This is a genomic window from Massilia aurea (assembly GCF_024753205.1).
Classification (GTDB): domain Bacteria; phylum Pseudomonadota; class Gammaproteobacteria; order Burkholderiales; family Burkholderiaceae_D; genus Telluria; species Telluria aurea.
In genome coordinates this window covers 880810-898632 of record NZ_JANUGZ010000002.1, presented here as the reverse complement: position 1 = coordinate 898632, position 17823 = coordinate 880810, and the positions used below count along the sequence as shown (strand labels likewise).

At 65.0% G+C, this 17823-nt stretch carries 10 protein-coding genes; 7 read left to right on the top strand and 3 right to left on the bottom strand.

Annotated elements, in window-relative coordinates; translation table 11 throughout:
* Nucleotides 1-201: 201 nt before the first annotated feature.
* Entirely contained in the window at nucleotides 202-2235 is a 2034-nt protein-coding gene (locus NX775_RS09485; protein ID WP_258835773.1) for a sensor histidine kinase, YfiR-like protein-associated, read from the top strand.
* Nucleotides 2232-4856 (top strand): EAL domain-containing protein, encoded by a 2625-nt coding sequence (locus tag NX775_RS09480; RefSeq protein ID WP_258835772.1) that lies wholly within the window; start codon nucleotides 2232-2234, stop codon nucleotides 4854-4856. The genes NX775_RS09485 and NX775_RS09480 overlap by 4 nt, the downstream gene beginning before the upstream one ends.
* Here NX775_RS09480 and thiL read toward each other — a convergent pair.
* Nucleotides 4838-5806 (bottom strand): thiamine-phosphate kinase, encoded by a 969-nt coding sequence (thiL, locus tag NX775_RS09475; protein ID WP_258835771.1) that lies wholly within the window; start codon nucleotides 5804-5806, stop codon nucleotides 4838-4840. The genes NX775_RS09480 and thiL overlap by 19 nt on opposite strands.
* Nucleotides 5807-5954: 148 nt before the next feature.
* On the opposite strand from thiL, the gene NX775_RS09470 reads away from it, so the two are divergent.
* The 4 genes from NX775_RS09470 to NX775_RS09455 all read left to right on the top strand — a co-directional run bounded on the left by NX775_RS09470 (nucleotide 5955) and on the right by NX775_RS09455 (nucleotide 11960).
* Nucleotides 5955-8267 (top strand): NADP-dependent malic enzyme, encoded by a 2313-nt coding sequence (locus NX775_RS09470; RefSeq protein ID WP_258835770.1) that lies wholly within the window; start codon nucleotides 5955-5957, stop codon nucleotides 8265-8267.
* 287 nt (nucleotides 8268-8554) lie between these two features.
* Entirely contained in the window at nucleotides 8555-9595 is a 1041-nt protein-coding gene (gmd, locus tag NX775_RS09465) for a GDP-mannose 4,6-dehydratase (RefSeq protein WP_258835769.1), read from the top strand.
* 1 nt (nucleotide 9596) lies between these two features.
* Entirely contained in the window at nucleotides 9597-10526 is a 930-nt protein-coding gene (locus NX775_RS09460; protein ID WP_258835768.1) for an NAD-dependent epimerase/dehydratase family protein, read from the top strand.
* A 255-nt stretch (nucleotides 10527-10781) separates the two neighbouring features.
* Nucleotides 10782-11960, top strand: a complete 1179-nt coding sequence (locus NX775_RS09455) for a glycosyltransferase family 4 protein (RefSeq protein ID WP_258835767.1) — start codon at nucleotides 10782-10784, stop codon at nucleotides 11958-11960.
* Nucleotides 11961-12343: 383 nt separating this feature from the next.
* On the opposite strand, the gene NX775_RS09450 is transcribed toward NX775_RS09455, so the two are convergent.
* Together NX775_RS09450 and NX775_RS09445 are read right to left on the bottom strand one after the other, a co-directional pair.
* Complete coding sequence (locus NX775_RS09450) at nucleotides 12344-13339, bottom strand: response regulator (RefSeq protein ID WP_258835766.1); 996 nt, start codon at nucleotides 13337-13339, stop codon at nucleotides 12344-12346.
* Nucleotides 13336-16647: an MHYT domain-containing protein gene (locus NX775_RS09445; protein ID WP_258835765.1), complete on the bottom strand. Its 3312-nt coding sequence runs from the start codon at nucleotides 16645-16647 to the stop codon at nucleotides 13336-13338. The genes NX775_RS09450 and NX775_RS09445 overlap by 4 nt, the downstream gene beginning before the upstream one ends.
* A gap of 303 nt (nucleotides 16648-16950) precedes the next feature.
* On the opposite strand from NX775_RS09445, the gene NX775_RS09440 reads away from it, so the two are divergent.
* Nucleotides 16951-17706 carry a substrate-binding periplasmic protein gene (locus NX775_RS09440; RefSeq protein ID WP_258835764.1) on the top strand — a complete coding sequence of 252 codons (756 nt, stop codon included), beginning with the start codon at nucleotides 16951-16953 and terminating at the stop codon, nucleotides 17704-17706.
* Nucleotides 17707-17823 lie beyond the last annotated feature (117 nt).

Sequence of the window (17823 nt, the reverse complement as noted above, 5' to 3'; positions counted from 1 at the left end):
TTGGCCGGACTGCTATGCTGGAACGCAGCTGGCCTCTGTGTCTGGATGCCTCTTTTTTGTTTTACGTAGATCTTACAATGCCGTACGGACGCATCGCATGTGGCCAGCCAGGGTTGGCCCGATCGTGAAGTCGCCAGCCCAACCGGGTCAGCGCCCCGCGCACACGCGTCGCCGTTTCGTGAAACGGTACGGGGAGGAAGCATGAGCCGCCAGCGCTCGATCCGCAAAAAGCTGGTAGCGATGGTGATGACGACCACACTCGTCGCACTGCTGGTCTCGATCGCCCTTGTGGTGGCCTATGACCTGCGCAGCTATCACCACACGCTTGTCAATGACCTGTCGACCGACGCCGAACTGGTCGGCCACATGACGTCTGCCGCACTCACGTTCGACGACCCGCGCCTTGCCAATGAAGACCTGCTGTTGCTGCGGGCCAGTCCCCTGGTGCGCGGCGCCGCCATCTACGATGCGCGTGGCCAGCTGTTCGCGTCGTATTCCGCCGCCGGTGAAAAGCGGGCGGTGCCCGAGCGGCTCGAGCAGATCGACGACAGCGGCGACGGCATCATGGTGGTCAGCCAGCCGATCGTCGAAAATGGCGAGACGGTCGGCACCGTCGTGATGCGCGCCGAGAATCGCATACTCGCGCGCTTCATCGATTACCTTGCCATCGCTGTCGGCGTGACCCTGATCGCGATGGCGATCGCCTACCTGATGATGCGGCGCTTCGGACGCGTGCTCACTTCGCCGATCATCGCGATCAGCGAAGTGGCGCGTGACGTGGTGGCCACACGCGACTATTCGCGCCGCGCGCCGCGGGTCGGCGACGACGAGGCGGCCGAGCTGGCCGACTCGTTCAACGCCATGCTCACCGAAATCGAAGGCCGCACGCGCGAGCTCGAAGACTCGCACAACGCCACTCTGCGCTCGGCCACCGAACGCTCGCACGCCCAGCAGGAGGTGATGCGCCTGAACGAGCAGCTCGAGCAGCGCGTCGACGAGCGCACGCTGCAGCTGGCGCTGGCCAACGCCGAACTGGCCAACGCCAACGAAGAAGCGCGCAGCGCCAACCAGGCCAAGTCGGCCTTTTTGTCGTCGATGAGCCACGAGCTGCGCACGCCGCTCAATGCGATCCTGGGCTTTGCCCAGATCCTGACGTCCAATACGCTGCCGTCGACGCTCGAGCAAAAGAAGGAATTTGCCAACCACATCCTCAAGTCAGGCCGCCACCTGCTCACGCTGATCAACGAGATCCTCGACCTGGCCAAGGTCGAATCGGGCACCATCACACTGTCGATGGAGCCGGTCGCGCTGGCCGACATCCTGCTCGAGTGCCGCACGATGATCGAGCCGATCGCCGCCACGCGCAAGGTGCGGGTGCTGTTCCCCGAGGTCGACGGCGCCGTGGTGATGGCCGACCGCACGCGCCTTAAGCAAGTGATGCTCAACCTGCTGTCGAACGCCGTCAAGTACAACCGCGACGAAGGCGCCGTGGTGCTCACGTGCGACCAGTGCACGCCCACGCGCATGCGCCTGTCGGTGCAGGACACCGGCAACGGCCTCAGTCCCGAGCAGGTCGCGAGCCTGTTCCAGCCGTTCAACCGGCTGGGCCAGGAGTCCGGCGCCCAGGAAGGCACCGGCATCGGCCTGGTCGTGACCAAGCGCCTGGTGGAGCTGATGGGCGGCGAGATCGGCGTGACCAGCAGTCCGGGCGTGGGCAGCGTGTTCTGGATCGAGCTGGGCAGCACCGCGCCGCGCACGTCCAGCCTGGCCGAACGCGCCGCGCCCGGCGGCGGGACGACCTCGGCTGCTTCCGGGGCGGAATTCGTACCGCGCCTGCTGCTGTACGTCGAGGACAATCCGGCCAACCTGCGCCTGGTCGAAGAAATCGTGGCGTTCCGGCGCGACCTGCGCCTGCTGTCGGCGCACGACGGCCACCTGGGCCTGCAACTGGCGCGGGCGCACTGCCCCGACATCATCCTGATGGACCTGAATCTGCCTGGCATGAGCGGCTTCGAGGTGCTGCGCCAGTTGGGTGCGGACCCGGAAACCGCGGACATCCCGGTGATTGCGCTGACCGCTAACGCCATGCCGCGCGATATCGAGCGTGGCGTGGCGGCGGGCTTCCACCGCTACCTGACCAAGCCGATCGACATCGAGAAATTCACTGAAGCGATCAACAGCACCCTGGCGGAGGGGCCCGACCTGGCGGCGTCAGGCGAAAGGAACCACCCATGATTTCGCTGTCCGACATCAGACGGGCCCGTATCCTGGTCGTCGATGACGAACCGGTCAACGTACAGCTGCTCGAATATCTCCTCAAGACCACAGGCTACGAAAACGTCACCTCGACGTTCGATCCGCGCCAGGTCGTGGCGCTGCACCTGAAACACCGCTTCGACCTGATCATCCTCGACCTGCACATGCCCGGCATGGATGGCTTCGACGTAATGGAGGCCTTGAAACCCCTGGAGAGCGACTCGTGGCTGCCGGTGCTGGTGGTGACGGCCGAGCCGGACAAGAAACTGGCGGCGCTCGAAGCCGGCGCGCGCGACTTCATCGGCAAGCCGTTCGACACGGTCGAGGTCATGACGCGCATCCGCAACCTGCTCGAGGTGCGCTTGCTGCACCGCGAATCCCTCGACTACGGCAGTGAACTCGAACGCCAGGTGCGCGAGCGCACCGCCGAACTGGCGCGCTTTCGCGGCGCGATGGACGCCACGCCCGATGCGCTGTTTTTGATCGACACGGCCAGCATGGCGATGGTCGACGTGTCCGAAGGCGCCTGCCGCATGCTGGGCTTTTCGCGCGACGCGCTGCTGCGCATCGATCCGGTGGCGCTGGGCCTGGCCTCGCGCACGCAGCTCGAGCGGCATATGGGCGCGGCCGCGCAGGGCGGGCGGCCCGAACCCGACATCGTCGAGACCGACCTGCTGCGCGCCGGCGGCGAAGGCTCGGTGCCGGTGGAAATCAGCTGGAAGCTGCAGGACCCGGAAGGGCAGCGCAATGCCCAGCGCATGCTCATTGCCGTGGCACGCGACATCAGCGAGCGCCTGCAGGCCCAGGAACGGCTGCGCCACGCGGCCAGCTACGACGCACTGACCGGCCTGCCGAACCGCACGCTGTTCTTTGAAAACCTGCGCGGTACGATCGAGCTGGCCCAGGACAAGAACTGGCGCGTGGCGGTGCTGTGCATCACGCTCGACCGCTTCAAGGTGATCAACGATTCGCTCGGCACGGCGCCGGGCGACGAGCTGCTGCGCCAGTTCAGCACGCGCCTGGTGCGCTGCGTGAAGGTGCGCGATTCGGTCGGGCGCCTGGGCGGCGATGAATTCGCGTTGATCCTGACGATGCCGCGCGAGCAGCAGGACGCCGTGAACATGGCCAACGACGTACGCGAATCGCTGCGCCTGCCGTTCGACCTGCACGGCCAGCAGGCCGCGCTCACGGCCAGCATCGGCATCGCGATGTACCCGGACGACACGATCGACCCGGGCACGCTCGTCAAGTACGCCGACACGGCCATGGTGCGCGCCAAGGAAGCAGGCCGCGACGGCTACCGCTTCTTCACCGCCGGCATGAACGTGCAGGTGCTGGCACGCCTGGACCTCGAACTGGCGCTGCGCGGCGCGCTGGCGGACAACCAGTTTGTGCTGCACTACCAGCCCAAGCTGGAACTCAATACGGGCCGCATTGCCGGCAGCGAAGCGCTGCTGCGCTGGAACCGGCCCGGCTATGGCCTCGTGTATCCGGCCGAATTCGTGCCGGTGATGGAAGAGACGGGCCTGGTCGTACGCGTGGGCGACTGGATCATCAACGAAGCCTGCCGCCAGATCGCGGCCTGGAACGCGGAGGGCGTGCGCGACGTGCGGGTTGCGGTGAACGTCTCGAGCCGCCAGTTCGTCGAAGGCGACCTGGAAGAGGTGGTGCGCAGCGCCCTCGAACGCCACGGCATCGAGGCGGGCCTGCTTGAACTGGAGCTGACCGAAAGCGCGCTGATGCAAAATGTCGAGCGCACGACGGCGGTGCTCACGCGCCTGAAGGCGCTGGGGATCCGCATCGCGATCGACGACTTCGGCACCGGCTACTCGAGCCTGGCTTACCTCAAGCGCTTCCCGATCGACAAGCTCAAGATCGATATCGCGTTCGTGCGTGACATCATCACCAATCCGGACGACGCCGCAATCGCGCTGGCCATCATCAGCATGGCGCACAGCCTGCACATGCTGGTCGTTGCCGAAGGCGTCGAGACGCGCGCCCAGATGGCTTACCTGCGGCGCAACCGCTGCGATGAAATCCAGGGCTTCTACTTTTCACGCGCGCTGCCGGCCGCGCAGCTGGCCAAGCTCGTGGTCTCGAACCGCGCCAATCCGAACGAGCCGCCGGAAGTGATCGACAACGTGCAGACGCTGCTCATCGTCGACGACGATATCAACGTGCTGGCCGCGCTGCACCGGCTGTTCCGGCGCGACGGCTACCGCGTGCTGACGGCATCGTCATCGAGCGAAGGCTTCGAATTGCTGGCGCTGTACCACGTGCATGTGATCCTGTGCGACCAGCGCATGCCGGTGATGAGCGGGACCGAGTTTCTCAGCAAGGTCAAGGAGATGTATCCGGACACGATCCGCATCATCCTGTCGGGCGATACGGGCGTGGAGGCGGTGCTCGATTCGATCAACCGCGGCGCGATCTACCGCTTCTATACCAAACCGTGGGACGACATGGAACTGCGCGACAATATCCGGCTGGCGTTTCGCCATTACTGGATGACGCATGGACCGTATGACGACCGCAAGGCGCCGCGCGAAGGCGATGAGCCCGTGCACGGGGACACCGCGCATCAGGCGCCGCTGAAGTGATCCCAGCCTGACAGCGCCAGATCGAGCGGCGCACCGTGCGCATCGACCAGGCGCAGCCCCGGCGCGGCGTCGATCGTGCCGACCCGCGTGACCGGCGTGCCGGCCTGCGCCCCCGCCGCCAGCACGGCCTCGCGCGCTGTGCGCGGCGCGGTAAAGCACAACTCGTAATCGTCGCCGCCGGCGGCCGTGAAGCGCCGCCGCAATGCCGGCGCCTGCTGCGCCAGCACCGGCCCGGCCGGCAGCGCATCGACATCGAGCGTCGCGCCGACCCGCGAGGCGTGCAGGATGTGGCCAAGGTCGCCCACCAGGCCATCCGAAATATCCAGCGCCGCATGGGCAAGCGGCAGGCTGGCCAGCGCCAGGCCCAGCGCCACGCGCGGCGTTGGCAGGTGCATGCGCGTGGCCGCCTCTGCGTGTAATGCCGGGTCGAGTGCGAGCTCGTTCCAGTACCCCGCCAGTGCCAGCCGCGCGTCGCCCAGCGTGCCCGAGATCCAGATGTCGTCGCCGACCTGCGCCGCATCGCGCCGTAGTGCGTGGCCGGGCGACAGTTCGCCGAACACGGTGATGCAGATGTTCAGCGGTCCTTTGGTCGTGTCGCCCCCGATCAGTTCGCACTCGTGCGCGTCGGCCAGGGCGAACAGGCCTTGCGAGAAGCCGGCGAGCCAGTCCGGGTTGGCCTCGGGCAGCGCCAGAGCCAGGGTAAAAGCGACGGGGCGGGCGCCCATGGCCGCCAGGTCGGACAGGTTCACGGCCAGCGCCTTGTGGCCCAGCATGCGCGGGTCGGCGCCGGCAAAAAAATGGCGATCTTCCACCAGCATGTCGGACGAGATGGCAAGCTGGCGGCCCGGCGTGATGGCGAGCAGGGCGCAGTCGTCGCCGATGCCCAGGGGCGCGCGGCCAGGCCGGTCGCGCTTGAAGTAGCGCTTGATGAGGTCGAATTCGGAGAGCATGGCCGCGATTGTACCGTGGCGCCAAGGCCAGCCAGCCCGGGCGATTTTGCTGCAACCGCACATAATCATGTTGAAAATACGTAGTCGTTGCCAAGACCCTCTCTGATAGAATCGAAAGCCCCGTTTCGCACCAGGAAGGCCTTTCAGCATGGATTCGTCATCTGACAAAAAAGAAGAATTGCGTCAGCAATTGCGCCAAGCAGCGCTCGAATATCACCAGTTCCCACGTCCCGGCAAGATCAGCGTCACGCCCACCAAGGGCCTGCTGAACCAGCGCGACCTGGCGCTGGCGTACTCGCCGGGCGTCGCGGCGCCATGCGAAGAAATCGTCAAGGATCCCGCCAACGCCTACAAGTACACGGCGCGCGGTAACCTGGTGGCAGTCATCACCAACGGCACCGCCGTGCTGGGCCTGGGCAATATTGGCCCGCTGGCTTCCAAGCCGGTGATGGAAGGCAAGGGCGTGCTGTTCAAGAAATTCGCCGCCATCGATGTGTTCGACATCGAGATCAACGAAACCGACCCCGACAAACTGGTCGACATCATCGCCTCGCTCGAGCCAACCTTTGGCGGCGTGAACCTTGAAGACATCAAGGCGCCCGAGTGCTTCTACATCGAGCGCAAACTGCGCGAGCGCATGAAGATCCCGGTTTTCCACGATGACCAGCACGGCACCGCGATCATCGTCGGCGCCGCGATCATGAATGGACTCAAAGTCGTGGGCAAGGACATCACGTCGTGCAAACTGGTGGTGTCCGGCGCCGGCGCGGCCGCGCTGGCCTGCCTCGACCTGATCGTCGACCTGGGCTTCCCGATCGAAAACATCTATGTCACCGACCTGGCCGGCGTGGTCTACAAGGGCCGCGTCGAACTGATGGACCCGGACAAGGAACGCTTTGCCCAGGACACGCCGCACCGCAGCCTGGCCGAGGTCATCCCGGGCGCCGACATCTTCCTGGGCCTGTCCGCTGGTGGCGTGCTCAAGAAAGAAATGGTCGCGTCGATGGGCCCGAGCCCGCTGATCCTGGCGCTGGCCAACCCGAATCCCGAGATCCTGCCCGAAGACGTGAAAGCCGTGCGCAGCGACGCGATCATCGCCACCGGCCGTTCGGATTATCCGAACCAGGTCAATAACGTGTTGTGCTTCCCGTACATGTTCCGCGGTGCGCTCGATTGCGGCGCGACGACGATCACGCGCGAAATGGAAATCGCCGTCGTCCACGCGATTGCCGACCTGGCCCACGCCGAGCAGTCGGACATCGTCGCTTCGGCGTATGGCATCTCGAACCTGTCATTCGGTCCGGAATACCTGATCCCGATGCCGTTCGACCCGCGCCTGTTGACCCATATCGCGCCGGCCGTGGCCAAGGCCGCGATGGACGGCGGCGTTGCCGCCCGTCCGATCGAAGACCTGGGCGCCTACGCCGAGAGCCTGCAGCAGTTCGTGTACCGCAGCGGCACCTTCATGAAGCCGCTGTTTACGATCGCCAAGAGCGCGCCGGATGAGCTCAAGCGCATCGTCTACGCCGAAGGCGAAGAAGAGCGCGTGCTGCGCGCCGTGCAGGTGGTGGTCGACGAAAAGCTGGCGCGCCCGATCCTGGTCGGCCGCCCGGCCGTGCTGGAGCAGCGCATCGAGAAATTCGGCCTGCGCCTGAAACTCGGCGTGCACTTCGACGTCATTAACCCCGATTTCGACGAGCGTTACCGCGATTACTGGCAGAGCTATCACCAGATGGTGATGCGCAAGGGCGTCACGCAGGACCTGGCCAAGCTGGCCATGCGCCGCCGCCACACGCTGATTGGCGCGATGATGATCCACAAGGGCGAAGCCGACGGCATGATCTGCGGCACCTACGGCACCACGCAGATGCACCTGGAATTCGTCGACCAGGTGCTGGGCAAGCGCGCCGGCGCCAAGGTCTATGCGGCGATGAACTTCGTCATCACGCCGGAGCGTCAGCTGGCGATGGTCGATACCCACGTCAACGAAAACCCGAACGCCGAGCAATTGGCCGAGATTACGGTGATGGCGGCCGAAGAGATGGAACGCTTCGGCATCGTCCCGCGCGCAGCCTTGCTGTCGCACTCGAACTTCGGCAGCGCCAATTCGGAATCGGCGCAAAAGATGCGCGCCGCGCTGGCCCTCGTGCAGCAGAAGAAGCCCGACCTCGAAATCGATGGCGAGATGCATGGCGACACGGCGCTCGACGCCAAGATGCGCGCCAAGATCATGCCGAACTCGACGCTCAAGGGCGATGCGAACCTGCTCGTGATGCCGAATATCGACGCCGCGAACATCGCCTACAACCTGGTCAAAACGGCCGCCGGCAACGGCATCGCCATCGGCCCAGTGCTGCTGGGCTGCGCGCGGCCGGTGCATATCCTGACGCCGTCAGCGACCGTGCGCCGGATCGTCAACATGACGGCGCTGGCCGTCGTCGAGGCGGTCTCGCCACGCTGAGGTTCATCGGCGAATGCGTGGATGGCGCCGCCGTCCACGCGATACCCTGCACGCACATTGTCTTTGCTTGTCACCTCTTGTCACGCCTTACGGACACGTAACAAACCGTAAGCGAGCAGTTTATCGCGTCACTTTCGCGTCACAATTGTTCAGATAAGCGTTGTGTGGATTGCAATAAGCCCCGGGGCATAAGCCAGTTTGGCGAGGTCCTCTGTTACAATCTTCGTTTGGCCGGGCGCTGTTTTTACTACGCGCGCCCGCAAGACCAACCTTCAATCATCCATCATATGCACAACAAACGAGCACTCATCACCGGTATCACGGGCCAGGATGGCGCCTATCTGGCGCAACTGCTTCTCGAAAAAGGCTACCACGTCACTGGAACTTATCGTCGTTCGAGCTCGGTCAATTTCTGGCGTATGGATGAGCTTGGAGTTACCACACATCCGAACCTGTCGCTGGTCGAATATGACCTGACCGATCTGGCTTCGAGCATCCGTTTGCTCGAAACGGCGCAGCCGGCCGAAGTCTATAACCTGGCCGCGCAAAGTTTTGTGGGCGTGTCGTTCGACCAGCCGCTGGCCACCGCATCGATCACCGGCCTGGGTGCTGTTCACCTGCTCGAGGCAATCCGCATCGTCAACCCCAAGATCCGCTTCTACCAGGCGTCGACCTCGGAAATGTTCGGCAAGGTGCAGGCGATCCCCCAGATCGAAGAGACGCCGTTCTACCCGCGCAGCCCATACGGCGTGGCCAAGCTGTACGCGCACTGGATGACCATCAATTACCGCGAGTCGTACGACATCTTCGGTTCGTCGGGCATCCTGTTCAACCACGAGTCGCCACTGCGTGGCCGTGAGTTCGTCACGCGCAAGATCACCGATACTGTTGCCAAGATCAAGCTGGGCAAGCAGGACGTGCTCGAGCTGGGCAATATGGACGCCAAGCGCGACTGGGGTTTCGCCAAGGAATACGTCGAAGGCATGTGGCGCATGCTGCAGGCCGACAAGCCTGATACCTATGTGCTCGCGACCAACCGCACCGAGACCGTGCGCGATTTCGTTACCATGGCCTTCAAGGCCATCGACGTGTCGCTCGACTGGAGCGGTAGCGGCGACAACGAAGTGGCCCATTGCACCGCCAGCGGCAAGCAACTGGTGCGCGTCTCGCCAAAGTTCTACCGTCCGGCTGAAGTCGAGCTGCTCATTGGCGATCCGGCCAAGGCCAAGCGCGAGCTGGGTTGGGAACCGAAGACCACGCTCGAAGAACTGTGCCAGATGATGGTCGATGCCGACCTGCGTCGCAACGAACTGGGCTTTTCGTTCTGATATGACGCGCCTGGCCACGGACGACACCCTGCTGCGTGAAGGGGAAGGGCGGCGCGCCCTGATCACGGGCCTGCGCGGCTTTACCGGGTACTACCTGGCGCAAGAGCTGACAGCCGCCGGCTACCGCGTGTTCGGCACCGTAATGCCGGGCGAAGAGGTTGGCCCCGACATGTTCGCGGTCGATTTGTGTGACCGCGATGCGGTCGCTGCCATGGTGGCCGACGTGCAGCCCGATGTCGTGGCGCACCTGGCCGGCATTGCGTTTGTCGGCCACGCCAACGTTGAAGCGATCTACCGCGTCAATGTGGTCGGCACGCGCAATCTACTCGAGGCGCTTGCTGCCGGCAGTCACCGGCCAGCCAGCGTGCTGCTGGCGTCGTCGGCCAACATCTATGGCAATGCCAGCGTGCCCGTCATCGATGAAGACGTGCCGCCGGCGCCGGCCAACGATTACGCGGTAAGCAAGCTGGCCATGGAATACATGGCGCGCCTGTGGATGGACAAGTTGCCGATCACGATCGTGCGGCCGTTCAACTACACCGGCGTGGGGCAGGCGGATAATTTCCTGCTGCCTAAAATTGTTTCGCATTTCCGCCGCCACGAAGCGCGCATCGAACTGGGGAATCTCGCGATCGCGCGCGATTTCTCGGATGTGCGCATGGTGGCGCGTGCCTACCGCCGCATCCTGGCGGCAGCGCCGGCCGGCGAAGCCTTCAACGTCTGCTCGGGCACGCCGCACTCGCTGTCGGATGTCATCGAGATGATGGGCGAGATCGCCGGTTACCGCATCGACGTGCAGGTCAACCCGGCCTTCGTGCGCGCCAACGACGTGTTGCAACTGACTGGCAGCAATCGCAAGCTGACTGCCGTGGTGGGCGACCTGGCCCCGACGCCGCTGTCCGAGACCCTGCGCTGGATGTACCTGGCGTGAACGCTGCAGTGATCAGCGTCGGGCCTGGAACGACCATGGTCGAACCGGGCCTGACAGGCTGGCGCCTGGATGGCAGCGGCGGGTACATGGCGGGCAAACTGGCCGCGGCCATGCGCACGCTGGCACGAAGCAGTGTTGCGCACACGCGCTGTATCGCCGCTGGGCGTGCACGTGCCGAACGACTCGTGGCAAAACACTGCACGCCTGACGGCAAACGTGTACCAAGCCGTACTTTCGCAGTAAGCTGAGTTGATTATGCGTGTCCTTCATTTTTACAAGACCTACCATCCGGATTCGGTTGGCGGCGTCGAACAGGTGATCCGCCAGATGGCCGTGGGTACCGGGCGGCTTGGCGTGACCAATACCGTGCTGTCGTTGTCGCGCCACCAGGACCTCGCACCGTTCGAGTTCGAAGGCCACATGGTGCACCGTGTCCCTCTCAATGCCGAGATCGCGTCCAACGCCATCTCGTTCCAGTCGATCGGCGCGCTTGCGCGCCTGGCGCGTGACGCTGACGTGGTGCACTACCACTTTCCGTGGCCGTTCATGGATCTGGCGCACTTCATGGCGCGGGTGAACAAGCCGACGGTGGTCACGTACCACTCCGATATCGTACGCCAGCGCCACTTGCTGCGCCTGTACCAGCCACTCAAACACCGCTTTCTGCGCAGCGTCGACGCCATCGTCGCGACCTCGCCCAATTACCTGGGGTCGTCGACCGTGCTGGCGCGCTATCCGGGCAAGACCAGTGTCATCCCGTTCGGCCTGGACCGTAACACCTACCCGCAGCCCGATCCCGATCGCCTGGCGTACTGGCGCGAGCGGGTCGGTCCCAAGTTCTTCCTGTTCGTTGGCGTGCTGCGCTATTACAAGGGCCTGCACATCCTGCTCGAGGCAGCGGCCGGCACCGATTACCCGGTTGTCATCGTGGGCGCCGGCCCGATCGAGCAAGAGCTCAAGGAACAAGCTGCGCGCCTTGGTCTGAAGAACGTACTGTTTGTCGGCGCGATTGACGAACCCGACAAAGCCGCGCTGCTGACGCTGTGCTATGCAGTATCGTTCCCGTCACACCTGCGCTCGGAAGCATTCGGCATCTCGCTGCTCGAAGGCGCCATGTACGGCAAGCCCATGATTTCGAGCGAGATCGGTACTGGCACCACGTACATCAACGTCGATGGCGACACGGGCCTGGTGGTCCCGCCATCGGACGCACTGGCATTGCGCGCCGCGATGCGCAAGCTGTGGGACAACCCCGAGCTCGCGCGCACGATGGGCCGGCGCGCAGCAGCACGCTTCGAAGAGCTGTTCACATCCGAGCAAATGGCCGCCAACTACACCGCGCTCTACCACGACCTGGTAGCCCGCCGCGCCACCGGCTCGAGCACCGCTTCCCTCGAACAAACAGACGCAGGTTTGTCGCAGACGAAAGTCTGAGACGACGCATCGCAGACGAAAGTCTGAGACGACGCATCGCCCCGCGATCGGCAACGCCGATCGCCTCCCCAATCCCCGCCTGAGTCGCTGTCACCAACACAAATCCATGCCCAAAAACCCTTGAAAAACAATTAGGGTCAGAGTCGAATTGTTTGACAACTTTGAGGAATTGCCCAATAAATCGACTCTGACCCTAATTAATTTTTGCCAGTTTGGCGCGTAATTTGATGCTCCGAAAAAATTCGATTACAGCCGGCATCAGAAACGCCGCGCACCGCCAAAAAAGCCCCCAAAATAATTAGGGTCAGAGTCGAATTGTTTGGCAACTTTGGGTAATTGCCCAACAATTCTACTCTGACCCTCATTGTTTTTTGGGGGTGGGGTTAGGCTTTTTCGGCCCAGCGGGTGCGGATTTCGCGGATGGCGGGGAGGCGGGTGGTGAAGAGGTCGACAAGTTGGGGGTCGAAGTGGCGGCCTTTCTGGTCGTGCAGGAAGGCGACTGCGTCTTCTTCGGTCCAGGCTTTCTTGTACGGCCGCAGCGAGGTCAGGGCGTCGAAAACGTCGGCGATGGCCACGATGCGGCCGACCAGCGGGATCGCTTCGCCGGCCAGGCCGTTCGGGTAGCCGCTGCCATCGTATTTTTCGTGGTGCGTGAGCGCGATCTGGCGCGCCAGCGCCAGCATGCCGCTCGCGTGTTCGCCGATGATCTCGGCGCCGATCGTCACGTGGCTCTGCATGATCTTCCACTCGTCGGGGTCAAGGGGGCCCGGTTTCTGCAGGATGCGATCCGGGATGCCGATCTTGCCCACGTCGTGCATCGGCGCCGCGTGCAGCAGGTCGTCCGCTTCCAGCTCGTTCAGGCCGGCCGCGATGCCCAGGACGTGCGCAAAATGGCTCATGCGGATCACGTGCAGGCCGGTCTCGTTGTCCTTGTACTCGGCCGCCAGGCCCAGGCGCTGGACGATCTCCAGGCGGCTCGCGCGCAGCGCTTCCATGCGCACCAGCGACAGGTGGGTGCGCACGCGCGCGCGCACCACCGGCGGGCTGACCGGCTTGGTGATGTAGTCGACCGCGCCGGCCTCGAACCCTTCCACCTCGTCGGCTGTCTCGGTCAGGGCGGTCACGAAAATCACCGGCACCGACGCCGTGGCCGGATGGGCCTTCAGCGCCGCGCACACTTCGTAGCCGGACATCCCCGGCATCATCACGTCCAGCAGGATCAGGTCGGGCTGCTCCTGGCGCGCCAGTTCGAGTGCGCGCGCGCCATCCTTGGCAAACAGCAGGCGGTAGTGGTCCTGCAGTATCTGGCGCAGCAGTTGCAGGTTGCTCGCTTCATCGTCGACGGCCAGGATCAGCGGTCGGGTATTCGGTTGGTTCATGCGAAAGGATCGTTGGTGGCGTCGCCGGGCGCGCCGTCAGAGGACTCGGTCCCCAGGATCGCCAGCACGGCTTCCAGGTGATCGAGGGCGAGATCGAAGTCGAAATCGGCGATGGCCGACTGCACCTGGACCACGCGGGTGATGGCCGGATGGGCGGCCAGCGCCACGCCCAGGCTGGTCATGGCGCCGTCGTTCAGGGCGCCGCGGCGCAGCGCTTCGAGCAGCACGCCGCCGGCGCGCCGCGCGCGTGTCAGGTCGACGCCGGCGCCTGGCGTGGCCGGCGCCGGCGTGGCGGCGACGTTGCCGATCGCGGCCAGCGCGGCCTCTAGCGCCTGTCCTGCCACGCCCAGGGCCTCGGCCGCGTGCCGCTCGTCGGTCGGCACCGCATTGGTCGCCTGCTCCAGCGTGGCCAGCGCATCGGACAAGCGCTCCAGGCCGACGTTGGCGGCGGCGCCGCGCACCTTGTGCGCCAGCATGCGCAGCTGCACGTGCTCGCCACCGGCGGCATGCAGGCGCATCGCGCCATCCAGCTGCGCGTACTGGCGGCTGAAGTGGTCGAGGGCTTCGGCGTAGGCGTCTTCGCGGTTGCTCCAGCGGTGCAGGCCGGCGCGCCGGTTGAGCACTTCGCGTGGCGCCGTCGGGACGGCGGTCGCTTCGACCGGCACGCCACCTTCGAGACCGAGCACGCGCGCGATCTCGTGTGACAGGGCGAACCAGTCGACCGGCTTGCTGGCAAAGCCGTCCATGCCGGCATCGACGCTGGCCTGGCGGTGCTCGGCCAGCACGCTGGCGGTCATCGCGATCACCGGCAGGCGCGCCCTTCCGTGGCGTGCCTCGTGCCCGCGAATGGCGCGGGTCGCGTCCAGGCCATCCATCACCGGCATCTGGAAGTCCATCAGCGCCACGTCGTACTCGCCGCTGGTGGCCAGTTCGACAATCGCGCCGCCGTCGCGCGCGGCCGTCATCGTGTGCCCGCGGCGCGTCATCAGCAGTTGCATCAGTTCGAGGTTCTGCGGCACGTCGTCGGCCACCAGCACGCGGAGCGGCGGCAGCACGGCGGCGCTGCGCACACGCGGCGCCTGGTTGCCAAAGCGCGCCAGGATCAGCGGCACGCGCACGTGGAAGGTCGCGCCCTGGCCCGGCGTACTCTCGGCCCAGATCCGCCCGCCCATCAGCTCGACGAGCTGCTTGCTGATTGTCGTACCCAACCCGGTGCCGCCGAAGCGGCGCGTCATCGACGCGTCGGCCTGGGTGAACGGATCGAAGATCGCTGCCAGGCGCTCGGGCGCGATGCCGATGCCGGTGTCGATCACGGCGATGCACAGCTGGTCGACATCGGCGCTCACCGTCAGCGTCACGCCGCCGGTGGCAGTGAACTTGATCGCGTTGTCGAGCAGGTTGGTGAGCACCTGGCGCATGCGCAGTTCGTCGCCGCGCAGGCCGGTCGGCAGCGCCGGGTCGTACTGGATATCCAGGTGCAGGCCCTTGGCGCGCGCATTGGCCGCCAGCGTCGACGACAGTTCATCGATCAGCGACAGCAGGTTGTAGTCGTTCTGTTCGAGTTCGACCGCGCCTTTTTCGAGCTTGGCCGTGTCGAGGATTTCATTGAGCAGCCGCAGCAGGGCGCGGCCGGCGCAGCGCACGGTATCCAGGTGGCGGCGCTGCTCGAGATTGAGTTCGCCGTCGAGCAGCACGTCGGTAAAGCCCAGGATCGAATTCATCGGCGTGCGGATTTCGTGGCTCATATTCGCCACGAAGGTCGCGCGGGCGGCCGCGGCCTGCTCGGCCTTCTCCTTGGCGCAGCGCAGCGCTTCTTCCATCTCGCGCCGCTCGGTGATGTCGAGGATGACGCCATCGAGGTACTGGAGGTTGCCGGCGTCGTCGTGCACGCCGGTGCCGTTTTCCCAGAGCCAGCGCACGCTGCCATCGGCATGCAGCAGGCGGTATTCGACCAGGTACGGCCGGTGCTCGCGCATCGCGGCGCTGGTTTCCTTGCCCACCCGCAGGCGGTCTTCGGCGTGGATCATCGCGCCGAACACGCGGCGCGGCGGGCTGCCCAGGAAGTCGCGCGCCGGATAACCGGTGACGCGTTCGACCGCATCGCTCATGAAGATCATCGGCCACTCGTCATTGAGCGCGCTGCGGTACGAGATGCCGGGAATATTGCCGATCAGGGAGCGGAACTGCTGCTCACTGGCCTGCAGCGCGCTTTCCATCGCGCGCCGCTCGCTGATGTCGGTGACAAAGCAGACGAACAGGTCCTGCTCGCCCAGGCGCGCATGGCCGATCGCGCCCCGTACCGGGACTTCGTGGCCATCCTTGTGCAGGCACCAGGTTTCGGTGCTGGTGTTGATGCCTTCCAGACTGCCACGCGCCAGCACGGTCAGCACGTTGAAGTTGGCGGCGCGCCCGCGCTCGGTGAGCAGCAGCCCGATGCTGCGCCCGACGATTTCGCCCCTGCGCCAGCCGAAGATACGCTCGGCAGACGCATTGAATTCAGTGATGACGCCATCGCGCCCGACCGTGATCACGCCGTCGACCGTGGTGGTGAGCAGGGCGCGCATCCAGGCTTCGCTGCGCGAGAGATCCTGAAACATCTGGCGATAGCGCAGCAGGCCGTTCACGCCCAGCACGGCCACCGACAGCGCCACCGTGGTCACCGTGATCGACAGCGCCAGAAAGCCGCTGTTGGTATCGGCCGCGCCGCCCGGATCGACCGTGCCCGAAAAGCGCGCAGCGGCCATGCCGGTGTAATGCATGCCGGCGATCGCGCAGCCCATCACGCAGGCCGACAGCAGCAGGCGGCGCGATTCGGACACCGACTGGAAGCGCGACAGGCCGTGACGCACGCTCAGGGCCAGCGTGGCCAGGATCACGGCAACCAGGATCGAGACCGCGAACGTGAACGGATCGTAGTGCAGCGACAGGCGCATGCGCATGCCGTCCATGCCGGCGTAGTGCATCGCGCCGATGCCGGCGCCGACCAGCACGCCGCCCACGAGCAAATGCGACAGGCGCATTTCGGGACGCGAGATCAGGCTCAGCGCCACCCACGACGCGCCGATGCTGGGCAGCGCCGACAGCAGCGTTGTCCAGTGGTCGTAATGCACCGGCGTGCACAGGTCGAAGGCAAGCATGCCGATGAAGTGCATCGCCCAGACCCCGGCGCCGAGCGCCAGACTGCCCGTGCCAAGCGCGATGGCCCGGTGCGACGGATGGGTGCTGGCCTGGCCGGTCACCTGCAACCCCATCCACGACGAGAAGATCGCCACCAGCAGCGACAGCACCACCAGGGTGGGGTCGTACATCCCATACGTCAGCAGGGATGGATCTTCAGGAACGGCAAACGATGGCAGCATAGTGAAGGTATGGTTGTACTGAAGTAAAAAAAACTTCCATGGAGCATTAAATCGAAGTATCGCATTTTCCGAATTTACTGTGTTGGTGCACGTGAGATTGCCGGACGAATTGTTGTGTTCTGTAGCGTCCAAGCGACCATCTCAGGCTGTTCATTGCGTAAAAATCATGCTCGCTGGTATGCTGGGGGCGCAGTCAACAACGTCCCGTCGCCCTTGCGCGCCGTGCCCATGGCGGTCATCCAAGAGAATCAAATGCGATTTCGGCAACTCTGCATTGGCCTTGTCATCCTGTCGGGCAGCCTGTCGGCAATGACAAGGGCGGCCCCGCCGGCCGTGCCCTACCTGTCGATCACCACCGAGAGCTCGGCGCCGTCAAGCATGCTCGAAGACGGGCGCGTGGTCGGCATTGCCACCGACAAGATCCGGGTTGTCATGGAACGCGCCGGGGTCACCCACGACATCACGCTGTTGCCCTGGAAGCGCGCGTACGCGGCCGCACTGCAGCAGGCCAACGGCTGCGTGTACTCCGCCACCCGCACGCCCGAACGGGAAGCCTTGTTCAAATGGATCGGGCCAACCGACGAGGCGCAGTGGGTCCTGATGGGGCGCGCTGACCGGGCCTGGCGGATCGCCAGCCTCGAAGATGCACGCGGCCTGCGCATCGGCACCTATGCCGGCGACGCCCGCGACACCTATCTGCGCAGCCGGGGCCATATCGTCGATACGTCGCCCCATGACATGCTCAATCCGCCCAAGCTGCTGCAGGGCCGCATCGACCTGTGGGCCGCCAGCTGGCGCGCGGGCAGTGACGTGCTGGCCCGGAACGGCTGGGACAAGCAGATCGTGCCGGTGTTCGTGTTCAACCGGGTCGCCGTCTACCTGGCCTGCAACCGGGCCGTGCCCGACGCGCTGGTCAAGCGCCTGAATGCGGAGTTTGAAACGATCGAGCGCGACGGCACGGCAAGCGCCATCGAGCGGCGCTACGAGCGGCGTGCTACGTCACGTTGACAGGGGCAAGTACGCCACTGCGTGTCCTATCGCAGACCAAAAGCGCGCATGGACGTGTGCACATACCATCGGCATCGAGACGGAGTTGCCAGACACAAGGCCCAGCCGCGTGCCGCT

Excerpts from the sequence above, each read along its gene's own strand:
- NX775_RS09460 (WP_258835768.1), top strand. The coding sequence starts at position 9,597 with ATGACGCGCCTGGCCACGGACGACACCCTGCTGCGTGAAGGGGAAGGG.
- NX775_RS09455 (WP_258835767.1), top strand. The coding sequence starts at position 10,782 with ATGCGTGTCCTTCATTTTTACAAGACCTACCATCCGGATTCGGTTGGC.
- NX775_RS09450 (WP_258835766.1), bottom strand. The coding sequence starts at position 13,339 with ATGAACCAACCGAATACCCGACCGCTGATCCTGGCCGTCGACGATGAA.
- NX775_RS09480 (WP_258835772.1), top strand. The coding sequence starts at position 2,232 with ATGATTTCGCTGTCCGACATCAGACGGGCCCGTATCCTGGTCGTCGAT.
- NX775_RS09485 (WP_258835773.1), top strand. The coding sequence starts at position 202 with ATGAGCCGCCAGCGCTCGATCCGCAAAAAGCTGGTAGCGATGGTGATG.
- thiL (WP_258835771.1), bottom strand. The coding sequence starts at position 5,806 with ATGCTCTCCGAATTCGACCTCATCAAGCGCTACTTCAAGCGCGACCGG.
- NX775_RS09470 (WP_258835770.1), top strand. The coding sequence starts at position 5,955 with ATGGATTCGTCATCTGACAAAAAAGAAGAATTGCGTCAGCAATTGCGC.
- gmd (WP_258835769.1), top strand. The coding sequence starts at position 8,555 with ATGCACAACAAACGAGCACTCATCACCGGTATCACGGGCCAGGATGGC.
- NX775_RS09445 (WP_258835765.1), bottom strand. The coding sequence starts at position 16,647 with ATGTACGACCCCACCCTGGTGGTGCTGTCGCTGCTGGTGGCGATCTTC.
- NX775_RS09440 (WP_258835764.1), top strand. The coding sequence starts at position 16,951 with ATGCGATTTCGGCAACTCTGCATTGGCCTTGTCATCCTGTCGGGCAGC.